General features: G+C 64.4%; 19 protein-coding genes. 12 read left to right on the top strand and 7 right to left on the bottom strand.

The features are described 5' to 3' along the window. Window positions 1-86: 86 nt before the first annotated feature. Window positions 87-506 carry an ANTAR domain-containing protein gene (locus tag PP4_RS21350; RefSeq protein ID WP_016501223.1) on the top strand — a complete coding sequence of 140 codons (420 nt, stop codon included), beginning with the start codon at window positions 87-89 and terminating at the stop codon, window positions 504-506. A gap of 78 nt (window positions 507-584) precedes the next feature. Further along, window positions 585-866 carry a DUF3509 domain-containing protein gene (locus tag PP4_RS21345; protein ID WP_016501222.1) on the top strand — a complete coding sequence of 94 codons (282 nt, stop codon included), beginning with the start codon at window positions 585-587 and terminating at the stop codon, window positions 864-866. Between the two features lie 265 nt (window positions 867-1,131). Here the strand turns inward: PP4_RS21345 and PP4_RS21335 are convergent, their stop codons facing one another. Both PP4_RS21335 and PP4_RS21330 read right to left on the bottom strand, forming a co-directional pair. Then, a complete protein-coding gene (locus tag PP4_RS21335) occupies window positions 1,132-2,007 on the bottom strand; it encodes a TIGR02285 family protein (RefSeq protein WP_016501220.1) in 876 nt (291 codons plus the stop codon). Between the two features lie 21 nt (window positions 2,008-2,028). Beyond that, a complete protein-coding gene (locus PP4_RS21330) occupies window positions 2,029-3,228 on the bottom strand; it encodes a CaiB/BaiF CoA transferase family protein (protein ID WP_016501219.1) in 1,200 nt (399 codons plus the stop codon). Window positions 3,229-3,359: 131 nt separating this feature from the next. Here PP4_RS21330 and PP4_RS21325 point away from each other — a divergent pair, with 131 nt between their 5' ends. The 3 genes from PP4_RS21325 to PP4_RS21315 all read left to right on the top strand — a co-directional run bounded on the left by PP4_RS21325 (window position 3,360) and on the right by PP4_RS21315 (window position 6,970). Next, a complete protein-coding gene (locus PP4_RS21325; RefSeq protein ID WP_016485154.1) occupies window positions 3,360-3,902 on the top strand; it encodes a YaeQ family protein in 543 nt (180 codons plus the stop codon). Between the two features lie 8 nt (window positions 3,903-3,910). Next, the gene (gene recJ / locus PP4_RS21320; protein WP_016501218.1) at window positions 3,911-5,620 is read left to right on the top strand and encodes a single-stranded-DNA-specific exonuclease RecJ; all 1,710 of its coding nucleotides are present in this window, start codon (window positions 3,911-3,913) and stop codon (window positions 5,618-5,620) included. Between the two features lie 243 nt (window positions 5,621-5,863). Then, the gene (locus PP4_RS21315; RefSeq protein WP_016501217.1) at window positions 5,864-6,970 is read left to right on the top strand and encodes an NADH:flavin oxidoreductase/NADH oxidase; all 1,107 of its coding nucleotides are present in this window, start codon (window positions 5,864-5,866) and stop codon (window positions 6,968-6,970) included. A gap of 64 nt (window positions 6,971-7,034) precedes the next feature. Here PP4_RS21315 and PP4_RS21310 read toward each other — a convergent pair whose 3' ends face one another. The 5 genes from PP4_RS21310 to ydcS all read right to left on the bottom strand — a co-directional run bounded on the left by PP4_RS21310 (window position 7,035) and on the right by ydcS (window position 12,516). Beyond that, complete coding sequence (locus PP4_RS21310; RefSeq protein ID WP_041167856.1) at window positions 7,035-8,459, bottom strand: gamma-aminobutyraldehyde dehydrogenase; 1,425 nt, start codon at window positions 8,457-8,459, stop codon at window positions 7,035-7,037. A gap of 17 nt (window positions 8,460-8,476) precedes the next feature. Further along, window positions 8,477-9,283, bottom strand: coding sequence for an ABC transporter permease (locus tag PP4_RS21305; protein WP_016501215.1), 807 nt, complete (start codon window positions 9,281-9,283; stop codon window positions 8,477-8,479). After that, a complete protein-coding gene (locus tag PP4_RS21300) occupies window positions 9,273-10,184 on the bottom strand; it encodes an ABC transporter permease (protein ID WP_016501214.1) in 912 nt (303 codons plus the stop codon). The genes PP4_RS21305 and PP4_RS21300 overlap by 11 nt, the downstream gene beginning before the upstream one ends. Before the next feature lies 1 nt (window position 10,185). Then, window positions 10,186-11,217: an ABC transporter ATP-binding protein gene (locus PP4_RS21295; protein WP_016501213.1), complete on the bottom strand. Its 1,032-nt coding sequence runs from the start codon at window positions 11,215-11,217 to the stop codon at window positions 10,186-10,188. Window positions 11,218-11,364: 147 nt separating this feature from the next. Then, window positions 11,365-12,516 (bottom strand): putative ABC transporter substrate-binding protein YdcS, encoded by a 1,152-nt coding sequence (ydcS, locus tag PP4_RS21290; RefSeq protein WP_016501212.1) that lies wholly within the window; start codon window positions 12,514-12,516, stop codon window positions 11,365-11,367. 216 nt (window positions 12,517-12,732) lie between these two features. Here ydcS and PP4_RS21285 point away from each other — a divergent pair, with 216 nt between their 5' ends. The 7 genes from PP4_RS21285 (at window position 12,733) to wspF (ending at window position 21,035) form a co-directional block, all read left to right on the top strand. Next, window positions 12,733-13,416 (top strand): tellurite resistance TerB family protein, encoded by a 684-nt coding sequence (locus PP4_RS21285; protein WP_016501211.1) that lies wholly within the window; start codon window positions 12,733-12,735, stop codon window positions 13,414-13,416. A 247-nt stretch (window positions 13,417-13,663) separates the two neighbouring features. Beyond that, window positions 13,664-15,286 carry a methyl-accepting chemotaxis protein gene (locus PP4_RS21280; protein WP_016501210.1) on the top strand — a complete coding sequence of 541 codons (1,623 nt, stop codon included), beginning with the start codon at window positions 13,664-13,666 and terminating at the stop codon, window positions 15,284-15,286. A gap of 5 nt (window positions 15,287-15,291) precedes the next feature. Beyond that, window positions 15,292-15,798 carry a chemotaxis protein CheW gene (locus PP4_RS21275; protein WP_016501209.1) on the top strand — a complete coding sequence of 169 codons (507 nt, stop codon included), beginning with the start codon at window positions 15,292-15,294 and terminating at the stop codon, window positions 15,796-15,798. Then, window positions 15,795-17,069, top strand: a complete 1,275-nt coding sequence (locus PP4_RS21270; protein ID WP_016501208.1) for a CheR family methyltransferase — start codon at window positions 15,795-15,797, stop codon at window positions 17,067-17,069. The genes PP4_RS21275 and PP4_RS21270 overlap by 4 nt, the downstream gene beginning before the upstream one ends. Continuing rightward, complete coding sequence (locus PP4_RS21265; RefSeq protein WP_016501207.1) at window positions 17,066-17,731, top strand: chemotaxis protein CheW; 666 nt, start codon at window positions 17,066-17,068, stop codon at window positions 17,729-17,731. The genes PP4_RS21270 and PP4_RS21265 overlap by 4 nt, the downstream gene beginning before the upstream one ends. After that, window positions 17,728-20,025 carry a hybrid sensor histidine kinase/response regulator gene (locus PP4_RS21260; RefSeq protein WP_016501206.1) on the top strand — a complete coding sequence of 766 codons (2,298 nt, stop codon included), beginning with the start codon at window positions 17,728-17,730 and terminating at the stop codon, window positions 20,023-20,025. Before PP4_RS21265 ends, PP4_RS21260 begins: the two co-directional genes overlap by 4 nt. Continuing rightward, window positions 20,022-21,035, top strand: coding sequence for a Wsp signal transduction system protein-glutamate methylesterase WspF (gene wspF, locus PP4_RS21255; RefSeq protein WP_016501205.1), 1,014 nt, complete (start codon window positions 20,022-20,024; stop codon window positions 21,033-21,035). The genes PP4_RS21260 and wspF overlap by 4 nt, the downstream gene beginning before the upstream one ends. Window positions 21,036-21,040 lie beyond the last annotated feature (5 nt).

Raw genomic sequence — 21,040 nt, 5'->3', positions numbered from 1 at the left:
CTTTTCCTTTGATCCTTCAGAAATTTCCTCTTCGACCCGTCCAGCGCCAAGCCTAAATTAGCCGGTCCTCCCACCAGGAGCGGCATATGCACCAGCCCTACGTGTTGATCCACCAGGCTCGCCCGTCCCACCAGATCCTCCTGCACCAGGCCCTCAACGCCCAAGGCATGTTCAACGTGCGCATCAGCGCAAACGCCACCGACCTGGACGCTTGCCTGGCTGCTGAACGTCGCCCCGACCTGCTGATTCTCGACCACGCCATGCCAACCCGGGCCGGCCTTTCTTTGCTCGCACGGCAGCATCGATCACGAGCGTTGCTGTTCGTCGGCCAGGCTACCCCCAAGCACCAGAACCTTGCCCAGGAGGCAAGAAAGCGGGGCCTCTGGGTACTCGCCGAACTCCCTTGGCCGCTTTCGACGACACGCCTGCAGCGTGCCCTGCAAGCGCTGCAGGAGCGTCCGTGGCGGCGTATTCAAACTGTCATGTCTGCCCCGCATGCTCAATGAAACAGCTGCGGCATACGAACTTTGCGCTGCGCCTGTTGGTCAGTTCCTTTATATCCCACCACGCAGCGAGTGAACCGGATGGAAAGAATCTGCAAACTGCTCAACGAAGCCCTGACTCCCTATCAGGCCCAGCTTGGCATCGCCGACGCCAGCGGCAATCGTCAGTTGACCGTTCACGACCGCGTTGCCGGCATTACCTTGCGACGCATGGTCAGCGAGCGTCAGTTGCAGGAGCAACGCCTGTTGATCGATCTGGTGGATGGCCTGCACCGTGACTTGCAGATTGCCGAAGGGCGGTTGCAGCCTTGTGTGATCGCGGCGCTGCAGCAGCGTCAGCAACCCCAGGGAACCTTTGCCTGAGTGGTGTATCAGACAGTGTAAGGGTAGCCAGCCAGTGCTTTGCTCCGGTGCTGGCAAGGCTGCCTCGGTAAGTCCCCAAGGACTTTCGCTTGGCCCCGGGCGTCCTCCCCAGCGTCCGGGGTTTCTTTTTTCTGCGCAGGCTCATTTCCCTGTAGGAGCAGCCTTGTGCTGCGAAAGGGCCAGTGCAGCTTGAGAATGTCGTTTGTCATGAGGGCCTCTTCGCAGCACAAGGCTGCTCCTACAGCGACCGTGTATGTCGGTTGGCTTATTGGCCTTCAAAGAAGCGTTTGCTGTCTTCCAGATAGTCTTCCTGTAACGCCGGATCCAGCCAACGCGCATACAACGCCGGCAAAACATCCCGGCGCAGTGCAGGTAACAGCCGATCAATATGCGCGATCGCTTCGCGGCCCAGGGGGCTGTCCGTGCAACCCACATGCAGAAACTGGTAGCGCTCGACCCCCTGCACCGGATGAAACTGGTAATCCGCCAGTGCCCCCCCTTGCTGCTGAATCAGATAGCGAACTTCCGGCCAGTAGCCGAGCACCATGCGCAGGCGCCCCAGCTGTTGCATCTGTAGCAGGTTGGCGGTGGCATCGTTGCCGTAGTGGCGGCTGAGCACGCTGTCGGGCAACTGGCGCAGGATGGCGTCGATCTGGGTGCCGTAGCTGCGTTCTGCAACAATCCCCAGCTTCAGCGAGCCGTTGCTCAGCAGGCCATGCAGGTCTACCTGCTGACCGTCGAGGTAGGGAACCGCCAGCGCCTGGTTTTCCTTGCGCAGCACCAGGCCACCGCTGAGCACGCCCAGCGATGGCATGGAAAAGCGCACATATTCGGCCCGTTCCGGGGTCCATAGCAGGGTAGGGTCGCAGGTGAAGCTGTTGCGGTCTTGCAGCATCTGGATGCCACGGGCGCGGTTGACCCGCACAATGCTGTGGTCGTATTCGGGCATCTGCCCAATCAGCAGCGGCAACAACTGGTCGATCACCCCTTGGCCTTTTTCCGGGCCTGCAAAAATGGTGAACGGCGGCAGGTCACGCACCAGCCAGAAGATGCGTTCCTTGGCACTGACAGGCTGTAGCAGCAATGCGGGCAGTAGCCCGCACAGCAGGATCAGGTGGCGTAGCCCGCGGGTAGCGCGCATGGGCGAGGGCGGCGCCAGGCGTCAGACCGCGCCGGCTTCGCGCAGGCCGGCAATGGCCGCTGCGTCGTAGCCCAGGCGGGTGAGCAATGCCTCGGTGTGTTCGCCCAGCGCCGGGCCGACCCATTCGGTGGAGCCAGGCGTATCCGACAGCTTCGGCACGATGCCCGGCATGCGGAACGGCTTGCCGTCCGGCAGCTTGGCCTGCAGGAACATTTCCCGCGCCAGGTACTGCGGGTCATTGAACATGTCTTCGGCCGAATAGATACGGCTGGCCGGTACTTCGGCCGTGGTCAGCACCTGCATCAGTTGCTCAAGAGGCAGGCTGTTGGCCCAGCGGTCGATCACCCCGTACAGCTCGTCACGGCGCAGGTCGCGGCCATCGTTGCTGGCCAGGGTCGGGTCATCTGCCAGGTCGGCACGGCCGATGGCCTGCATGAAGCGCTTGAAGATCGCATCGCCGTTGGCGCCGATCTGCACGTGCTTGCCGTCGGCGCTGGTATGGATGGAGGAGGGGGTGATACCCGGCATGATGTTGCCGGTGCGCTCGCGGATAAAACCGAACACATCGAACTCCGGGACCATGCTTTCCATCATGGCGAAGATCGCCTCGTACAGCGCCACGTCCACCACCTGGCCCTGGCCGCCATTGACCTCGCGGTGGCGCAGCGCCATCAACGCACCGATCACCCCCCACAGGGCGGCGATCGAGTCGCCGATGGAAATGCCCGTGCGTACTGGCGGGCGGTCGTCGAAGCCGGTGATGTAGCGCAAACCGCCCATCGACTCGCCCACCGCGCCGAAGCCCGGTTGGTCTTTCATCGGCCCGGTCTGGCCAAAGCCCGAGAGGCGCACCATCACCAGGCGCGGGTTAAGGGCATGCAGCACATCCCAACCCAGGCCGAATTTTTCCAGCACGCCGGGGCGGAAGTTCTCGATCAGGATGTCGGCGTCGGCCAGCAGGCGCTTCAGAATCTCGATGCCTTCGGGGTGCTTGAGGTTGAGGGTGAGCGATTGCTTGTTGCGCGCCTGCACGAACCACCACAGCGAAGTGCCCTCGTACAGCTTGCGCCACTTGCGCAACGGGTCGCCGCCATCGGGGGATTCGACCTTGATCACCTCGGCGCCGAATTCGGCACAGATGCGCGAGGCGAACGGCCCGGCAATCAGGGTGCCAAGTTCGACAACTTTGAGGCCGGCGAGGGGTTTGCTGGGCGTCGACATGGGGCATCCGTGGCAGCTGGGCAGAGCCGTGGTTTTATCACACGTCGGTTTCGCCGGGTACTGCTGCGGCGCATGGAAGGTGCGGATGGGTTAGACTGTGCCACTTTTCTTTTGCACGAAGCCCGTCGACCATGGCCCAGCCGTCCACCACCTACAAGTTCGAATTGAATCTGACCGACCTTGATCGCAATGTCTACGAAAGCGTCAAGCAGACCATCGCTCGCCACCCTTCGGAAACCGAAGAGCGTATGGCGGTTCGTCTGTTGGCGTATGCGCTCTGGTACAACGAGAACTTGTCGTTTGGCCGCGGTCTGTCGGATGTCGATGAGCCGGCACTGTGGGAAAAGAGCCTGGACGATCGCGTGCTGCACTGGATCGAAGTGGGCCAGCCAGACGCCGACCGCCTGACCTGGTGCTCGCGCCGTACCGAACGCACCAGCCTGCTGGCCTATGGCAGCCTGCGTGTGTGGGAAGGCAAGGTGGTGGGCGCGGTCAAGAACCTGAAAAACCTGAACATCGCTGCCGTGCCTCAGGAGGTGCTGGAGACGCTGGCCACTGACATGCCGCGCAGCATCAAGTGGGACGTGATGATCAGCGAAGGCACGGTGTTCGTGACGGATGACCGTGGCCAGCACGAAGTGCAACTGCAGTGGCTGCTCGGTGAGCGTGGCTGAAGCGACCCATGCGCATCGAACCTCGCCCCCTGCCGCCGACCCTGCCATTTCTGGGTAACTTGCCACCCTTGCTGACCCGCCTGTACGCCGCGCGCGGCGTGCAGTCCGAGGCCGAACTGGACAAAAGCCTGGCGCGCCTGCTGCCGTACCAGCAGCTCAAGGGCATCGAGGCCGGTGTCGACCTGCTTGTCGAGGCGCTGGACCAGCGCCAGCGCATCCTTATCGTTGGCGACTTCGATGCCGATGGCGCCACCGCCAGCACCGTCGGGGTGCTGGGCCTGCGCCTGATGGGTGCAGCCCACGTCGATTACCTGGTGCCCAACCGCTTCGAATACGGCTATGGCCTCACCCCGGAAATCGTCGAGGTGGCGCTGCAGCGTCAGCCGCAACTGCTGATCACCGTGGACAACGGCATTTCCAGCGTCGAGGGTGTGGCGGCAGCCAAGGCCGCCGGGCTCAAGGTGCTGGTGACTGACCACCACCTGCCGGGCCAGCAACTGCCCGAGGCCGACGCCATCATCAACCCTAACCAGCCGGGCTGTACGTTCCCGAGCAAGGCGCTGGCCGGGGTAGGGGTGATCTTCTATGTGCTGATGGCCCTGCGCGCGCGCTTGCGCACCCTGGGGCGCTACGAGACGCAACCACAGCCGAACATCGGCGAACTGCTCGACCTGGTCGCGTTGGGCAGCGTCGCCGACGTGGTGCCGCTGGATGCCAACAACCGCATCCTGGTGCACCAGGGCCTCGAGCGCATCCGCGCCGGCCGCGCCCGGCCAGGGCTGAAGGCGATTCTCGAAGTGGCCCGCCGCGATCACCGGCGCATCACCTCGACTGACCTGGGTTTCATCCTCGGCCCACGGCTGAACGCCGCCGGTCGCCTGGACGACATGAGCCTGGGCATTGAATGCCTGCTGTGCGAAGACGCGGCACTGGCCCAGGACATGGCCCAGCAGCTGGACGACCTGAACCAGGACCGCAAGTCCATCGAGCAGGGCATGCAGCGCGAGGCCCTGGCCCAGCTCAAGGACCTGCCGGTCGAGTCGATGCCGTATGGACTGTGCCTGTTCGATGCCGACTGGCACCAGGGTGTGATCGGTATTCTGGCTTCGCGCCTTAAAGAGCGTTATCACCGGCCAACCATCGCGTTCGCGGATGCCGGCGAGGGCATGCTCAAAGGTTCGGCGCGCTCGGTACCAGGCTTCCACATCCGCGATGCACTGGATGCCGTGGCGGCGCGTCACCCGCAGCTGATCAGCAAGTTCGGTGGCCACGCCATGGCTGCGGGCTTATCGTTGCCTGAGGATAATTTCCCGGCCTTTGCCGAGGCGTTCGACGAAGAAGTGCGGCGCCAGCTGCGTGAGGAAGACCTGACAGGCCGGCTGTTGTCAGATGGCAGCCTGGCCGTGGAGGAATTTCACCTCGACCTGGCCAAGGCCCTGCGCCATGCCGGGCCTTGGGGCCAGCATTTCCCCGAGCCGCTGTTCCACGGCGTGTTCCAGCTGGTGGAGCAGCGCGTGGTGGGCGAGCGGCACCTGAAGGTGGTGCTCAAGAGCGAGTGTGGTTCGGTGCGCCTGGATGGTATTGCATTTGGCGTCGACCGAGAAGTGTGGCCGAACCCGACCGTGCGCTGGGTCGAACTGGCGTACAAGCTGGACGTGAACGAGTTTCGTGGCAACGAAAGTGTGCAGTTGATGATTGCCCACATGGAGCCGCGCTGACGGGTTCGCTGGGCTTGCCTTGAGTTGTTTGGTGTGGCGGAAATCGAGCGCCGCGCGGGCGGCGCTCGATCTCACCGGCGACATCACTTTCGAGCCTGACATTCCCGCACCCCACCCAAAATCCCATGGAACCTCCCCCCCACCCATTCTGGTCTAGTCTGAAGTTATGACCGGACCTGGGCCAGGGACGTGCAATTGAGTGTCCGGGCCGGATCACCATTGGAGTCCTTGGGAGGTGCCCTCATGAGCCTGCTGCTCGAGCCTTACACCCTGCGTCAGCTGACCCTGCCCAACCGCATCGCCGTATCGCCGATGTGCCAGTATTCCGCCGTCGATGGTCTGGCCAACGACTGGCACCTTGTCCATTTAGGCAGCCGTGCCGTTGGGGGCGCGGGCTTGGTGATCACGGAAGCCGTGGCGGTGACCGCCATCGGCCGCATCACCGCCGAAGACCTCGGCCTGTGGGACGACGCCCAGATCGCGCCGCTGCAACGCATCACCCGTTTCATCACCGCCCAGGGCGCCGTGCCGGGCATACAGTTGGCGCACGCCGGGCGCAAGGCCAGTACCTATCGCCCATGGCTGGGCAAACAGGGCAGTGTGAAGCTTGAAGAGGGAGGCTGGCAGCCAGTAGGCCCATCGAAGATCGCGTTCGACCCGCAACACACACCGCCACACGAGCTGACCCCGGATGAGATCCAGGGCGTGATCGCGGCCTTTGTCGCCGCGACCGAACGCGCCTTGAAGGCCGGTTTCAAGGTAGTCGAAATACACGCTGCCCATGGCTACCTGCTGCACCAGTTCCTGTCACCGCTGAGCAACCAGCGCCGCGACGAGTACGGCAGTTGTTTCGAAAACCGCATCCGCCTGACCCTGCAGGTGGTCGAGGCTGTGCGCACGGCCTGGCCTACCGAATTGCCGCTGTTGGTGCGGGTATCGGCAACCGATTGGGTGGAGGATGGCTGGAACCCGGATGAAACCGTCGAACTGGCCCGTCGACTGCGAGGGTTGGGTGTGGACCTGATCGATGTATCCTCTGGCGGTACCTCGGTAAACGCCGAGATCCCCACCGGCCCCGGCTACCAGACCCGCTTCGCCGAACGCGTGCGCAAGGAATCGGAAATTGCCACCGGCACCGTGGGCATGATCACCGAACCGGCCCAGGCCGAGCACATCCTGCGCACCGGCCAGGCCGACCTCATCTTCCTCGCCCGCGAACTGCTGCGCGACCCGTACTGGCCACTGCACGCCGACGACGACCTGGGCGGCAACAAGGCCACCTGGCCTGCGCAATACCAACGCGCGACCAGCCGCGCCAACCCGATTCACGAGTCCGACCTGCGCGATTAGGTTCTACCTGTGCCGGCCTCTTCGCGGGCGAGCCCGCGAAGAGGCCAGTGGCTAGAACCTCGGGCTAGTGCTTGATCATCACATGCCGCACACAGGTGTAGTCCTCCAGCCCATACATCGACATATCCTTCCCATACCCCGAATGCTTCTGCCCGCCATGAGGCATTTCGCTGACCAGCATGAAGTGGGTATTCACCCAGGTGCAGCCATACTGCAAGCGCGCCGCCAGGCGGTGGGCGCGGCCGGTGTCGCGGGTCCAGACCGATGAGGCCAGGCCGTAGTTGGAGTCGTTGGCCCATTCCAGCGCCTGGGCTTCGTCATTGAAGCGGGTGACGGATACCACCGGGCCGAACACTTCGTTGCGCACGATCTCGTCGTCCTGCAGGGCGTCGGCCAGCACGGTCGGTTCGAAGAAGAAGCCATCGCCATCAATCGCCTTGCCACCGGTCACCAGGCGAATGTGCGGTTGGTCGATGGCCCGCTGCACCAGCCCGGCGACCTTGTCGCGATGCTGGGCACTGATCAACGGCCCCAGCTCGGTGTCCTCGGCGTCCTGCAGGCCCGGTTTGAGGCTGGCTACTGCTTCACCCAGGCGCTCGACGAAGCGCTCGTAGATGCCGTCCTGCACGTACAGGCGGCAGGCTGCGGTGCAGTCCTGGCCGGCGTTGTAGAAGCCGAAAGTGCGGATGCCGTCGATGGCAGCGTCGATGTCGGCGTCGTCGAACACCAGCACCGGGGCCTTGCCACCCAGCTCCATGTGCATGCGTTTAACGCTGTCGGCGGTGGCGCTGATGATGTGCGCGCCAGTGGGTATGGAGCCTGTCAGCGACACCATGCGCACCTTGGGATGGTTGACCAGCGGGTTGCCGACGGTCTGGCCGCGGCCAAAGAGAATGTTGAGGACGCCCGGTGGCAGCAGATCCTGGGCCAGTTCACCCAGGCGCAAGGCGGTCAGCGGGGTCAGTTCGGAGGGTTTGATCACCACCGTGTTGCCGGCTGCCAGGGCCGGGGCGATCTTCCACGCCAACATCATCAACGGATAGTTCCACGGTGCGATGGAAGCAACTACGCCCAATGGGTCGCGGCGGATCATCGAGGTGTGGCCGGGCAGGTACTCGCCCGCCGCCAAACCGCCCAGGCAGCGTGCCGCGCCGGCAAAATAGCGGAACACGTCGGCAATCGCCGGGATTTCATCGTTCAACGCGGCGCTCAGGGGCTTGCCGCAGTTCTGCGATTCCAGCCGGGCCAGTTCATCGCCATGGGCTTCGATGGCATCCGCCAGCGCCAGCAAGGTTTGCGAGCGGTCCTTGGGGCTGGTTTGCGACCAGCTGTCGAAGGCCTGGTCGGCGGCGCGCACGGCGCTGTCCACTTGGGCCTCGGTGGCTTCGTTGATCTGTGCCAGCGCGGTTCCCAGCGCCGGGTTGAGCACGGTCCAGGCCGGGCCTTGGCCAGCGACCAGTTGGCCATTGATCAGCATCTGCGTTTGCATCGGGGACTCCTCCAGGGTCATTTGCCACTGCCCGCGACGCTCTCGCCGCCACGGGTCAGGTAGTAGGCGCCAAGGATTGGCAGCATGGTCACCAACATCACCAGCATGGCGACCACGTTGGTCACCGGCACGTCGCGCGGGCGGCTGAGCTGGTTCAACAGCCAGATCGGCAGGGTGCGTTCGTGGCCGGCGGTGAAGGTGGTGACGATGATTTCATCGAACGACAGGGCAAAAGCCAGCATGCCACCGGCCAGCAGTGCCGAGCCAAGGTTGGGCAGGATGATGTAGCGGAAGGTCTGCCAGCCATCGGCGCCCAAATCCATCGACGCTTCAATCAGGCTCTGCGAGGTGCGCCGCAGGCGGGCGATCACGTTGTTGTAGACGATCACCACGCAGAACGTGGCGTGACCGACCACGATGGTGAACACCCCGGGCTCTATCCCCAGGGACTTGAAGGCCGAGAGCAGGGCGATGCCGGTGATGATGCCGGGCAGGGCGATAGGCAGGATCAGCATCAGCGAAATGCTCTCTTTGCCGAAGAAGCTGCGCCGATACAACGCGACCGACGCCAGTGTGCCCAGCACCAGGGCAATCAGCGTGGCCAGGCAGGCCACCTGCAGCGACAGCTTGATCGCCTCCAGTACATCGGGCCGGGCGAAAGCCACACCGATCCACTTCAGGGTAAAGCCCTTGGGCGGGAAGCTGAACGCCGCGTCTTCGGTGTTGAAGGCGTACAGGAAGATGATCAGGATCGGGAAGTGCAGGAATAGCAGCCCGCCCCAAGCCGCCAGTCGCAGCCCTGTTGAAGCATTTTCAGAGTGCATCGAAGGCCCCCAGGCGCTTGACGATGGACAGGTACAAGGCAATAAGCACGATGGGCACCAGGGTGAACGCGGCGGCCATCGGCATGTTGCCGATCGCCCCTTGCTGGGCATAGACCATGCTGCCGATGAAGTAACCGGGTGGGCCGACCAGCTGCGGCACGATGAAGTCACCCAGGGTGAGCGAGAAGGTGAAGATCGAGCCGGCGGCGATGCCTGGGATCGAAAGCGGCAGGATCACTTGCACGAAGGTTTGCCCGGGCCGTGCGCCAAGGTCTGCCGAGGCTTGCAGCAGCGAAGGCGGCAGGCGCTCCAGCGAGGCCTGGATCGGCAGGATCATGAATGGCAGCCAGATGTACACGAACACCATGAAGCGCCCCAGGTGGGAAGTCGACAGCGTGCTGCCGCCCACGCCCGGCACGGCCAGCACCGCCTGCAGCAGGCCATCCAGGTGCAACTGCTGGACGAACCACTGAGCGACGCCGCCCTTTGCCAGCAGCAGGGTCCAGGCATAGGTCTTGACGATGTAACTGGCCCACATCGGCATCATCACCGCGATGTAGAAAAACGCCTTGGTCTTGCCGCTGGTGAAGCGCGCCATGTAGTAGGCGATGGGGAAGGCCAGTACCGCGCTGGCCAATGACACGGCCACCGCCATGCCCAAGGTGCGCAGGATGATGTCGAAGTTCGACGGGTTGAACAGCGCGGCGAAGTTGCCCAGGGTCAGGTCCGGGGTCACCGCCATGGTGAAGTCGTCGAAAGTGTAGAAACCTTGCCACAGCAGGTTCAGCAACGAGCCCAGGTAGATTGCGCCGAACCACGTCAGCGGGGGTGCCAGCAGCAGTGCCAGGTACAGGTTCGGGCGCCGGTACAGCAGGTTGGACAGGTTGCGCAGAGTGCTCATGTCAGCGGGCCTCGGTTTCCTGCAGCACCGTCATGGCCTCGCGGGGCCAATGTGCCAGCACCCGTTGCCCGGGCTGCCACACTTGGGGCTGCGCTTGCCAGCGGTCGTTGGCCTGGCTCACCGCCAACAGCTGGCCGCTTTCCAGTTGCAGCTCGAAGCGTGTGGCGCTGCCCTGATACTGGACATCGCGCAACAAGCCGCTGACCTGCACTTCATGGCTGGTCACCACCGGCTCGCCCAGGCGGATGTGCTCGGGGCGGATGGAGAAGGGCGCCGGGCTGCCGTTGAGCTGCATGGCCAGCTCGCCACGCACCACGTTGGAGGTGCCGACGAATTCGGCGACGAAGGTGGTAGCGGGCTTCATGTACAGGTTGCGCGGGGTGTCGACCTGTTCGATACGGCCGCGGTTGAACACCGCGACCCGGTCGGACATCGACAGGGCCTCGGTCTGGTCGTGGGTGACGAAGATGAAGGTGATGCCCAGTTGGCGCTGCAGTTTTTTCAGCTCGCCCTGCATCTGTTCGCGCAACTTCAGGTCCAGCGCGCCCAAGGGTTCATCCAGCAGCAATACCCGTGGCCGGTTGACCAAGGCGCGGGCCAGGGCCACGCGCTGGCGCTGGCCGCCGGACAGCTGCGCCGGCTTGCGCGCGCCATATCCGGCCAGGGCCACCATGGCCAGGGCTTCTTCGGCGCGGCCGTGGCGCTCGGCCTTGGCCACACCTTTCACTTTCAGGCCATAAGCGATGTTGTCCAGCACGTTCATGTGCGGGAACAGCGCGTAGTCCTGGAACACGGTGTTGACGTCGCGCTGGTAGGGCGGCACGCCAGTGGCTTCGATACCGTGGATACGGATTGAACCGCTGGTGGGTTGTTCGAAGCCGGCGATCAGGCGCAGGCAGGTGGTCTTGCCCGAGCCGGAAGGGCCGAGCATCGAGAAGAATTCGCCATCGATGATGTCGATGCTGACCTGATCGACAGCCTTGACCTCGCCGAAGGTGCGGGAAACCTGGGTGAACTGGACGGCTAGGGGCATAGGCTGTACTCAGTTGTCTATGTATTGCCTGCCCTGGCCCTGTCGCCGGCAAGCCAGCTCCCACCAGTCCTGCACAAGGCTGGGGCCTTTGCAGACACTGTGGGAGCTGGCTTGCCGGCGATAGGGCCAATGCAGGCCAAGTAACTTTTAGCGCCCACCCATGATCGCAATGTAGTCCTGGGTCCAGCGGCTATACGGCACGAACTTGCCCCCCTGGGCCTGCGGGGTTTTCCAGAAGGCGATCTTGTCGAAATTGTCGAACCCGTTGGTCTTGCAGCCCTCGGCGCCCAGCAGTTCGCTGCCGGTGCACGCTGCCGGCACCGCCGGCAACGAACCGAACCAGGCCGCTACGTCACCCTGCACCTTAGGTTGCAGCGACCAGTCCATCCACTTGTAGGCGCAGTTGGGGTGCTTGGCCTCGCTGTGCAGCATGGTGGTGTCGGCCCAGCCGGTTGCGCCTTCCTTGGGAATGGTCGAGGCCACCGGCTGGTTCTCGGCCTTCAGGCCATTGACCATGTAGCCCCAGGAACTGGAGGCGACCACGCCTTCGTTCTTCACGTCGCTCATCTGCACGGTGGCGTCATGCCAGTAACGGTGGATCAGCGGTTGCTGCTGGCGCAGCAGTTCCAGCACGGCCTGGTATTGCTCCTCGTTCAGCTCGTAAGGGTCCTTGATGCCCAGTTCTGGCTTGGTCGACTTCAGGTACAGCGCCGCGTCGGCGATGTAGATCGGCCCGTCGTAGGCCTGGACGCGGCCTTTGTTCGGCTTGCCGTCGGGCAGGTTCTGCGGCTCGAACACCACGCCCCAGCTGGTAGGGGCCTGCTTGAATGTGTTGGTGTTGTACAGCAGCACGTTCGGCCCCCACTGATAGGGGGTGCCGTACACCTGCTTGTCGACTACGTACCAGCCACCGTTCTGCAGGCGCGGGTCGATGTTCTTCCAGTTGGGGATCAGGGCGGTGTTGATCGGCTGCACGCGCTTGCCCACGATCAGCCGCAGCGAGGCATCGCCCGAGGCGGTGACCAGGTCATAACCGCCCTTGGTCATCAGGCTGACCATCTCGTCCGAGGTGGCGGCGGTCTTCACACTGACCTTGCAGCCGGTTTCCTTCTCGAAGCCGGTCACCCAGTCGTAGGCCTTGTCGCTTTCACCGCGCTCGATGTAGCCGGGCCAGGCAACGATATCCAGGCGCCCCTCGCCGGGCCCCAGGGCCTTGGGCGGTTCGGCAGCCTGCAGGCTGGCGCTGGCCAGCACGGCACCGGTCATGGCGCCGAGCAATGCGGTCTTGTGCACTGACATGGTGTTCCCTCTTTTTGGAGATCTTGTTCGGGGCAGTCATCAAGCAAGCCGTGAAGCAATTGTTATAAGCGTAGTGCGATCGCGCGAGGTATTGGCGATATCGAGTCTAGTTGGCTTTTTGCCAGCCAATGCAACATCCGGAAGCAAATCCGCGATGGCGTGCGTTCTGCCAAGCCTTACTCTGGCGGTTGAATCTTCTTGCGTGGAGACACATGAATGAACACTCGGGGCTTGCTTGATCAACTCCTCAAATCCGGCCAGCAGATGCTCGAAAAACAGGGGGGCGCCAACAAGTCCGGCAGCGCTGGCGGTGGGCTTGGCGGGCTGTTGTCCGGTGCCGGTGGCGGCCTGTTGGGTGGGGGCGCCCTGGGCCTGCTGCTCGGTAGCAAGAAAGCCCGCAAGTACGGCGGCAAGGCCCTGACCTACGGCGGCCTGGCTGCGCTGGGTGTGCTGGCCTACAAAGCCTACGGCAACTGGCAGGCCAATCAGCAGGGGGCCGCAGCCGAACCGCAAACCGTCGACCGCCTGCCGCCTGCCCAGGTCGAGCAGCACAGCCAGGCGGTGCTGCGGGCACTGGTAGCGGCGGCCAAGTCCGATGGCCATATCGACGAGCGCGAACGGGCGCTGATCGAGGGCGAATTTACCCGCCTGGACAGCGACCGTGAACTGCAGCACTGGCTGCATGCCGAGCTGAACAAACCGCTTGACCCGGCCGAAGTGGCCCGCGCCGCGCAAACACCAGAAATGGCCGCCGAGATGTACCTGGCCAGCGTGATGATGGTCGACCAGGAAAACTTCATGGAGCGTGCCTACCTGGACGAACTGGCCCGCCAGCTGCGTTTGGACCCAGCCCTGCGCCGAGAGCTGGAAAGCCAGGTACGGATAGCCGCAGACCAGTGATTGAGCGCAGTGGGGCCGCTGTGCGGCCCTTCGCGGGCACGCCCGCTCCCAAGGGTCAGCGCAACCTTCAGTCTTTTGGTGAAACCTGTGGGAGCGGGCGTGCCCGCGAAGGGCTGCAAGCAGCCCCAGTGGCATGTCCATCAGCAGGGATGCCTGTTTACCCCTCACTTCACCCGAAAATGTGTAAGGCCTCTGGGCTATACTTCAGCGATTTTTCCCGCTCGTTGAGAATTCCTGAGGGCTGAATGTGAAGAACTGGACCTTGCGCCAACGGATCCTGGCAAGTTTCGCCGTGATCATCGCCATCATGCTGCTGATGATCGTGGCCGCCTACTCGCGGTTGGTGGCCATCGAAACCGCCGAGGAGGCAGTGGGGACCGACAGCATTCCCGGGGTCTACTACAGCTCGATGATCCGCAGCGCCTGGGTCGACAGCTACGTCACCAGCCAGCAACTGGTGGGCCTGTCCAACCACCGTGAAATCACTTCGGCCGACATGGAGCTGTTCAAAAGCTTCGAAGACAGGCTGAAACAGCACATGGCCAGCTACCAGGCCACCATCCAGGACAAAGACGACCAGACCCGCTTCGAGAGCTTCGTGCAACTGGAGGAGAACTACCTCAGGATCGTCAATCAGGTGCTGGATGCGTACCGCCAGCGCAACTACGCCGAAGCCGAACGGCTGATCATGGAGGTGCTGACGCCGGCCTGGGTGGAAGGGCGCAAGCACCTGAATGAAGTGATCGAATTCAATCGGGCGTCTGCCGATTCCGCGACCAGCGAGATCGTCAGCGCCGTCAGCACGGCCAAAGGCAGCATGGTGGTTTCGCTGCTGCTGGCAATTGTCGCGGCCGCCATTTGTGGCCTGCTGCTGATGCGTGCCATCACCGCCCCCATGCAGCGTATCGTGCATGCCCTCGACAGGCTGCGCTCCGGCGACCTGAGCATGCGCCTGAGCCTGGACCGCAAGGACGAGTTCGGCGCCATCGAAAGTGGCTTCAACGAAATGGCCGAGGCGCTGGCCAACCTGGTGGCCCAGGCCCAGCGTTCGTCGGTGCAGGTCACCACGTCGGTGACCGAGATCGCCGCCACGTCCAAGCAACAGCAGGCCACCGCCACCGAAACCGCCGCCACCACCACGGAAATCGGCGCCACCTCACGGGAAATTGCCGCCACCTCGCGTGATCTGGTGCGCACCATGACCGAAGTCACCTCCGCCGCTGATCAGGCTTCCAGCCTCGCCGGCTCTGGCCAGCAGGGGCTGGCGCGGATGGAAGAGACCATGCACCAGGTGATGGGCGCTGCGGATCTGGTCAACGCCAAACTCGGCATCCTCAACGAAAAGGCCAGCAACATCACCCAGATGGTGGTGACCATCGTCAAGGTTGCCGACCAGACCAACCTGCTGTCGCTCAACGCCGCCATCGAAGCGGAAAAGGCCGGTGAGTACGGGCGTGGCTTTGCCGTGGTAGCCACCGAAGTGCGCCGCCTGGCTGACCAGACCGCCGTGGCCACCTACGACATCGAGCAGATGGTGCGTGAAATCCAGTCGGCGGTGTCTGCCGGGGTCATGGGCATGGACAAGTTTTCCGAAGAAGTGCGCCGCGGCATGTTCGAGGTGCAGCAGGTGGGCGAGCAGCTCAGCCAGATCATTCACCAGGTGCAGGCCCTGGCGCCGCGTGTGCTGATGGTCAACGAAGGCATGCAGGCCCAGGCCACCGGTGCCGAGCAGATCAACCAGGCGCTGGCGCAGCTCAGCGATGCCAGTACCCAGACCGTCGAGTCGCTGCGACAGGCCAGCTTTGCCATCGATGAATTGAGCCAGGTGGCCGCCGGCCTGCGTGGCGGCGTGTCGCGTTTCAAAGTCTGAACGCGATGAACGACTTGCCACCGCACGCCGCATCCGCGCACAACGCCAAGGGCGCGTTGTACCTGCAGTTTCGCCTCAGGGAACAGCGCTTTGCCCTGAGCGTGCACGAGGTGATCGAGGTGCTGCCGCGCCAGCCGCTCAAGCCGATTGCCCAGGCACCTGCCTGGGTCGCGGGCATCCTCGCCCATCGTGGCCATCTGGTTCCTGTGATCGACCTTGCCGCGCTGAGTTTCGGTCAGCCGGCGGCGCAGCGCACCAGTACGCGACTGGTGCTGGTGCATTATCGTGGCAGCCTGCAACTCGGCCTGATCCTGGAGCAGGCCACCGAGACCCTGCGTTGCCACCCGGACGAGTTCCAGCCTTATGGCGTGGACAGCGGCGAAGCCCCGTATCTGGGCCCGGTACGCCAGGATGAGCAGGGCCTGCTGCAGCGCATCGAAGTCAACGATCTGCTGCCTGATGCCGTGCACCACCTGCTGTACAGGGATGAGCCGACAGGGATGCCGACATGAACGAACAGCGTTTCTTCCGCTTCTTGCGCGAGCGCATCGGCCTGGACGTTGAGTCGGTAGGTGCGCCCATGGTCGAGCGCGCGCTGCGTCAGCGTTGCGTGGCCGTGGGCGCCGTCGACCTGGACCATTACTGGCTGCGCCTGCAGCAGTCGGCGGATGAGCAACAGGCGTTGATCGAGGCGGTGATCGTCCCGGAAACCTGGTTTTTCCGTTACCCGGAGTCTTTTACCGCCCTGGCCAGCCTGGCACACAAGCGCCTGGCCGAACTGGCCGGGGCCCGCCCACTGCGCCTGCTCAGCCTGCCATGCTCGACCGGCGAGGAACCCTATTCGCTGGCCATGGCCTTGCTCGACGCGGGCATTGCGCCTGGGACGTTTCTGATCGATGGCATGGATATCAGCCCCAGCTCGGTGACCAAGGCCGGGCAGGCCGTGTATGGGCGCAATGCGTTTCGCGGCAGCGACCTGGGCTTTCGCGAGCGCTACTTCGATGCCCTCGATGAAGGCCACCGCCTGCACGGTCGGGTGCAGCAGCAAGTCAGCCTGCAGGTGGGCAATGTGCTCGACCCCGCGCTGGCCAGCCGCGACGGCCTGTACGACTTCGTGTTCTGTCGCAACCTGTTGATCTATTTTGACGTGCCGACCCAGCAGCGTGTATTCGAGGTGCTCAAGCGCCTGCTGCATCCGCAGGGTGTGCTGTTCATCGGCCCGGCCGAAGGCAGCTTGCTGGCGCGGCTGGGCATGCGCCCGCTAGGGATCGCCCAGTCGTTTGCCTATGTGCGCCAGGAGGGTGGCAATGCCCCGTTGGCAGTGCCACCCGTGCAACCCGCGCGGCGCACCCTACCGCCGCTGGCCACGGCGAGTTATCCGCCACCCGGCGCGCCGCTGCCGCGCCCGCTGCGTGTATTGCCGATGGCGCCCAAGCCAGCGCCGGCCCGCGAGCATGCGCGTGAGGGCGCGAGCGAGCTGCTGGCCAGCATCGCCCGGCTTGCCAACGCTGGCGCCAGCGAGCAGGCGCGTGCCGAATGCCAGCGCTACCTGGGCCAGTTCGCGCCGTCGGCGCAGGTGTACTACTGGCTGGGGCTGCTCAGTGATACCGAAGGCGATGCGCAGCAGGCGCTGACCCATTATCGCAAAGCCCTGTACCTGGAGCCGCAGCACCCCGAGGCGCTGGTACACCTGGCGGCCTTGTTGGCGTCCCAAGGTGACCTGGCCGGTGCCCGGCGCCTGCAGGACCGCGCTGCACGGGTTGGCAGGGAGCCTGAACGATGAAGGGTGAAATGGCGATGCAGCTGCTGGCCGAAGATGACGCGCACATCGACGACTGCTGGAACCGCATTGGCGTGCACGGCGACAAGCAGTGCCCGCTGCTGGAGCGGCATGTCCACTGCCGAAACTGCGACGTGTATGCGGCTTCGGCCACCCGGCTGCTTGACCGCTACGCGCTGATGCAGGACCACCAGGCTGCCCCGGCGCAGCCAGTGGAGGAAAACACCGGCCGCTCCATGCTGCTGTTCCGCCTGGGCGAAGAGTGGCTGGCGCTGGCCACCGCCAGCCTGGCCGAGATCGCCCCGATGCAGGCCGTGCATTCGCTGCCGCATCAGCGCTCGCGGCTGCTGCAGGGGGTTGCCAATGTGCGCGGTGCGTTGGTGCCGTGCCTGTCACTGGCTGACTTGCTGGGTGTGCAGGCCGACACCGCCGAGCAACGCAGCGGTCGGGCCATGCCACGCATGCTGATTCTGGCGGCCGAGGGAGGGCCGGTAGTGATGGCCGTTGAGGAAATCGACGGTATTCACCGGCTAGACCCACTGCTGCTGGGCAGCGGCCAGGACGCCACGCGCTTTACCGCCGCAGTCCTGCAGTGGCGCGGCCGCAGCGTGCGGGTGCTGGACGATCAACACTTACTGTCTGCCGTGCAGCGGAGCCTGTCATGACCCCAGAGCAAATGCGCGACGCATCGTTGCTCGAACTGTTCAGCCTGGAGGCAGAGGCGCAGACCCAGGTCCTCAGCGCCGGCCTGATGGCGCTGGAACGCAACCCTACCCAGGCTGACCAGCTTGAGGCTTGCATGCGCGCCGCCCACTCGCTGAAGGGCGCGGCGCGCATCGTTGGGGTGGATGCCGGCGTCAGCGTCGCCCACGTCATGGAAGACTGCCTGGTGGCGGCACAGGAGGGCCGCTTGCGCCTGAGTGCCGAGCACATCGACGCGCTGTTGCAAGGCACCGACCTGCTGATGCGTATCGCCACACCGGGCGACGTCGGGGCGCAGGCGACCCTGCCCGTCTTCCTGGCGCAAATGGCCAGCCTGCTCGACCCAGGGGCTGTGGCCATGCCTGCCGTGCCGCCGCCAGTGCCCGTGCTGCCAGACTTGCCGCTGGCAACCTTGCCAGCCGAGCCTGTGGCGTTGCCACTTGATGCTTTGGAGTCCGACCCCGAACCTGCCCCGCGCCGCAAGGCCGGCAAACGCGGCGGCGAAGGTGCCGAGCGGGTGCTGCGGGTCACCGCCGACCGCCTCAACAGCCTGCTCGACCTGTCCAGCAAGTCGCTGGTGGAAACCCAGCGGCTCAAACCTTACCTGGCCACCTTGCAGCGGCTCAAGCGCATGCATGGCCAGGGTATGCAGGCGCTTGATGGCCTGCGCATGCAGTTGGAGGACAGTGGCCAGGGCAGCGAGGTGCTCGAAGCCCTGGCACAAACCCAGCGTCTGCTGGCCGAAACCCAGCAGATCCTGCAGCAGCAGGCCGCCGATCTGGACGAATTCGGCTGGCAGGCCAGCCAGCGTGCACAGTTGTTGTACGACACCGCGCTGGCCTGCCGAATGCGGCCGTTCGCCGATGTGCTGACCGGCCAGAGCCGTATGGTCCGAGACCTTGGCCGCTCGCTCGGCAAACCGGTACAGCTGGCGGTAGAGGGGGAAAAGACCCAGGTCGACCGCGATGTGCTGGAAAAGCTTGAAGCACCGTTGACCCACCTGCTGCGCAACGCGGTTGACCACGGCATCGAGCTGCCGGAGCGTCGCCTGCTGGCGGGCAAGCCAGAGGAAGGCGTGATTCGCCTGCGCGCCTCGCACCAGGCCGGCATGCTCAGCCTGGAACTGATCGACGATGGTGCCGGCATCGACCTGGAGCGCTTGCGCAGCAGCATCGTCGAGCGCGCCCTGTCGCCTGCCGACACGGTGGCGCGGATGAGTGATGCAGAACTGCTGACGTTCCTTTTCCTGCCCGGCTTTAGCCTGCGCGACAAGGTCACCGAGGTATCTGGGCGCGGCGTGGGGCTGGATGCGGTGCAACACATGATCCGCGAGCTACGCGGCTCCATCGAGCTGACCCAGGTGGCGGGTCAGGGCTGTCGCTTCCATCTGCAGGTGCCATTGACCCTGTCGGTGGTGCGCAGCCTGGTGATCGAGGTGGGTGGCGAGGCCTATGCCTTCCCGCTTGCCCACATCGAACGCACGCTGGAAGTGACCACCGAGCAGATCGTGCAGATCGAAGGGCGTCAGCATTTCTGGCACGAAGGCCGGCTTATCGGCCTGGTGGCGGCCAGCCAGTTGTTGAACCGGCCTGCCGGCCAGGCGCAAGACGGCAGCCTGCGGGTGGTGGTGATCCGTGAGCGCGAGCAACTGTACGGCGTGGCCGTGGAGCGGCTGATAGGTGAGCGGGTACTGGTGGTGATGCCGCTCGACCCACGGCTGGGCAAGGTGCAGGACATTTCTTCCGGCGCCTTGCTCGATGACGGCTCGGTGGTGTTGATCGTCGATGTCGAAGACCTGCTGCGTTCGGTGGAGAAACTGCTCAGTACCGGCAGCCTGGAGCGCGTCGAACGCGGGAGCAGCGGCGCCCGTGGTGTGGTGCGCAAGCGCATCCTGGTGGTCGACGATTCGCTGACCGTGCGCGAGCTGCAACGCAAGCTGCTGGGCAACCGTGGCTACGATGTGGCGGTGGCGGTAGATGGCATGGACGGCTGGAACGCCCTGCGCAGCGAGGACTTCGACCTGCTGATCACTGACATCGATATGCCGCGAATGGACGGCATCGAGCTGGTGACCCTGGTACGCCGCGATCAGCGCCTGCAGTCGCTGCCGGTGATGGTGGTGTCCTACAAGGACCGTGAGGAAGACCGACGGCGTGGCCTGGATGCAGGCGCCGACTACTATTTGGCAAAGGCCAGTTTCCACGACGATGCGTTGCTGGATGCTGTGGTGGAGCTGATCGGAGGTGCTCAGGGATGAAGATCGCCATCGTCAATGACATGCCTATGGCCGTCGAGGCGCTGCGTCGGGCGGTCGCCCTGGAGCCTGCGCACCAGGTGGTGTGGGTGGCCAGCAATGGCGCCGAGGCGGTGCAGCGTTGCGCCGAGCAACTGCCGGACCTGATCCTGATGGATCTGATCATGCCGGTCATGGACGGCGTGGAGGCCACGCGGCGGATCATGGCCGAAACCCCCTGCGCCATCGTCATCGTCACGGTCGACCGCAAGCAGAACGTGCACCGGGTGTTCGAAGCCATGGGCCATGGCGCCCTCGACGTGGTCGACACCCCGGCACTGGGCGCTGGCGATGCCCGCGAAGCGGCGGCGCCACTGCTGCGCAAAATCCTCAATATCGGCTGGCTGGTCGGCCAGCAGCGCACGCCAGCGGCAAGGCCGGTGGCTACACCGCTGCGTGAGGCCTCGCAGCGTCGCGGGCTGGTGGCGATCGGTTCGTCGGCGGGTGGCCCGGCAGCCCTCGAAGTGCTGCTCAAGGGCTTGCCTGCTGCGTTTCCGGCGGCCATCGTGCTGGTCCAGCATGTGGACCAGGTGTTTGCTGCCGGCATGGCGGAGTGGCTCAGCAGCGCAGCCGGCCTGCCGGTGCGTCTGGCCCGTGAAGGCGAGCCGCCGCAGCCGGGCCAGGTATTGCTGGCCGGCACCAACCACCATATTCGCCTGCTACAAAATGGCCAACTGGCCTACACTGCCGAACCTGTCAATGAAATCTACCGGCCCTCGATCGATGTGTTCTTCGAGAGCGTGGCACGTTACTGGAATGGCGATGCGGTGGGCGTGCTGCTCACCGGCATGGGGCGCGACGGCGCCCAGGGCCTGAAGCTGATGCGTCAGCAGGGGTTTCTGACCATTGCCCAGGACCAGGCCAGCAGCGCAGTGTACGGCATGCCCAAGGCCGCCGCGGCAATCGATGCCGCAGTGGAAATTCGCCCGCTGGAACGCATCGCCGGGCGCTTGATGGACTTTTTCGCAAAATGACGAAA

It is taken from the genome of Pseudomonas putida NBRC 14164 (assembly GCF_000412675.1).
GTDB classification, from domain to species: Bacteria; Pseudomonadota; Gammaproteobacteria; order Pseudomonadales; family Pseudomonadaceae; genus Aquipseudomonas; species Aquipseudomonas putida.
Note: the sequence above shows the minus strand (reverse complement) of the source record. Positions and strands in the feature narration are given on the sequence as shown.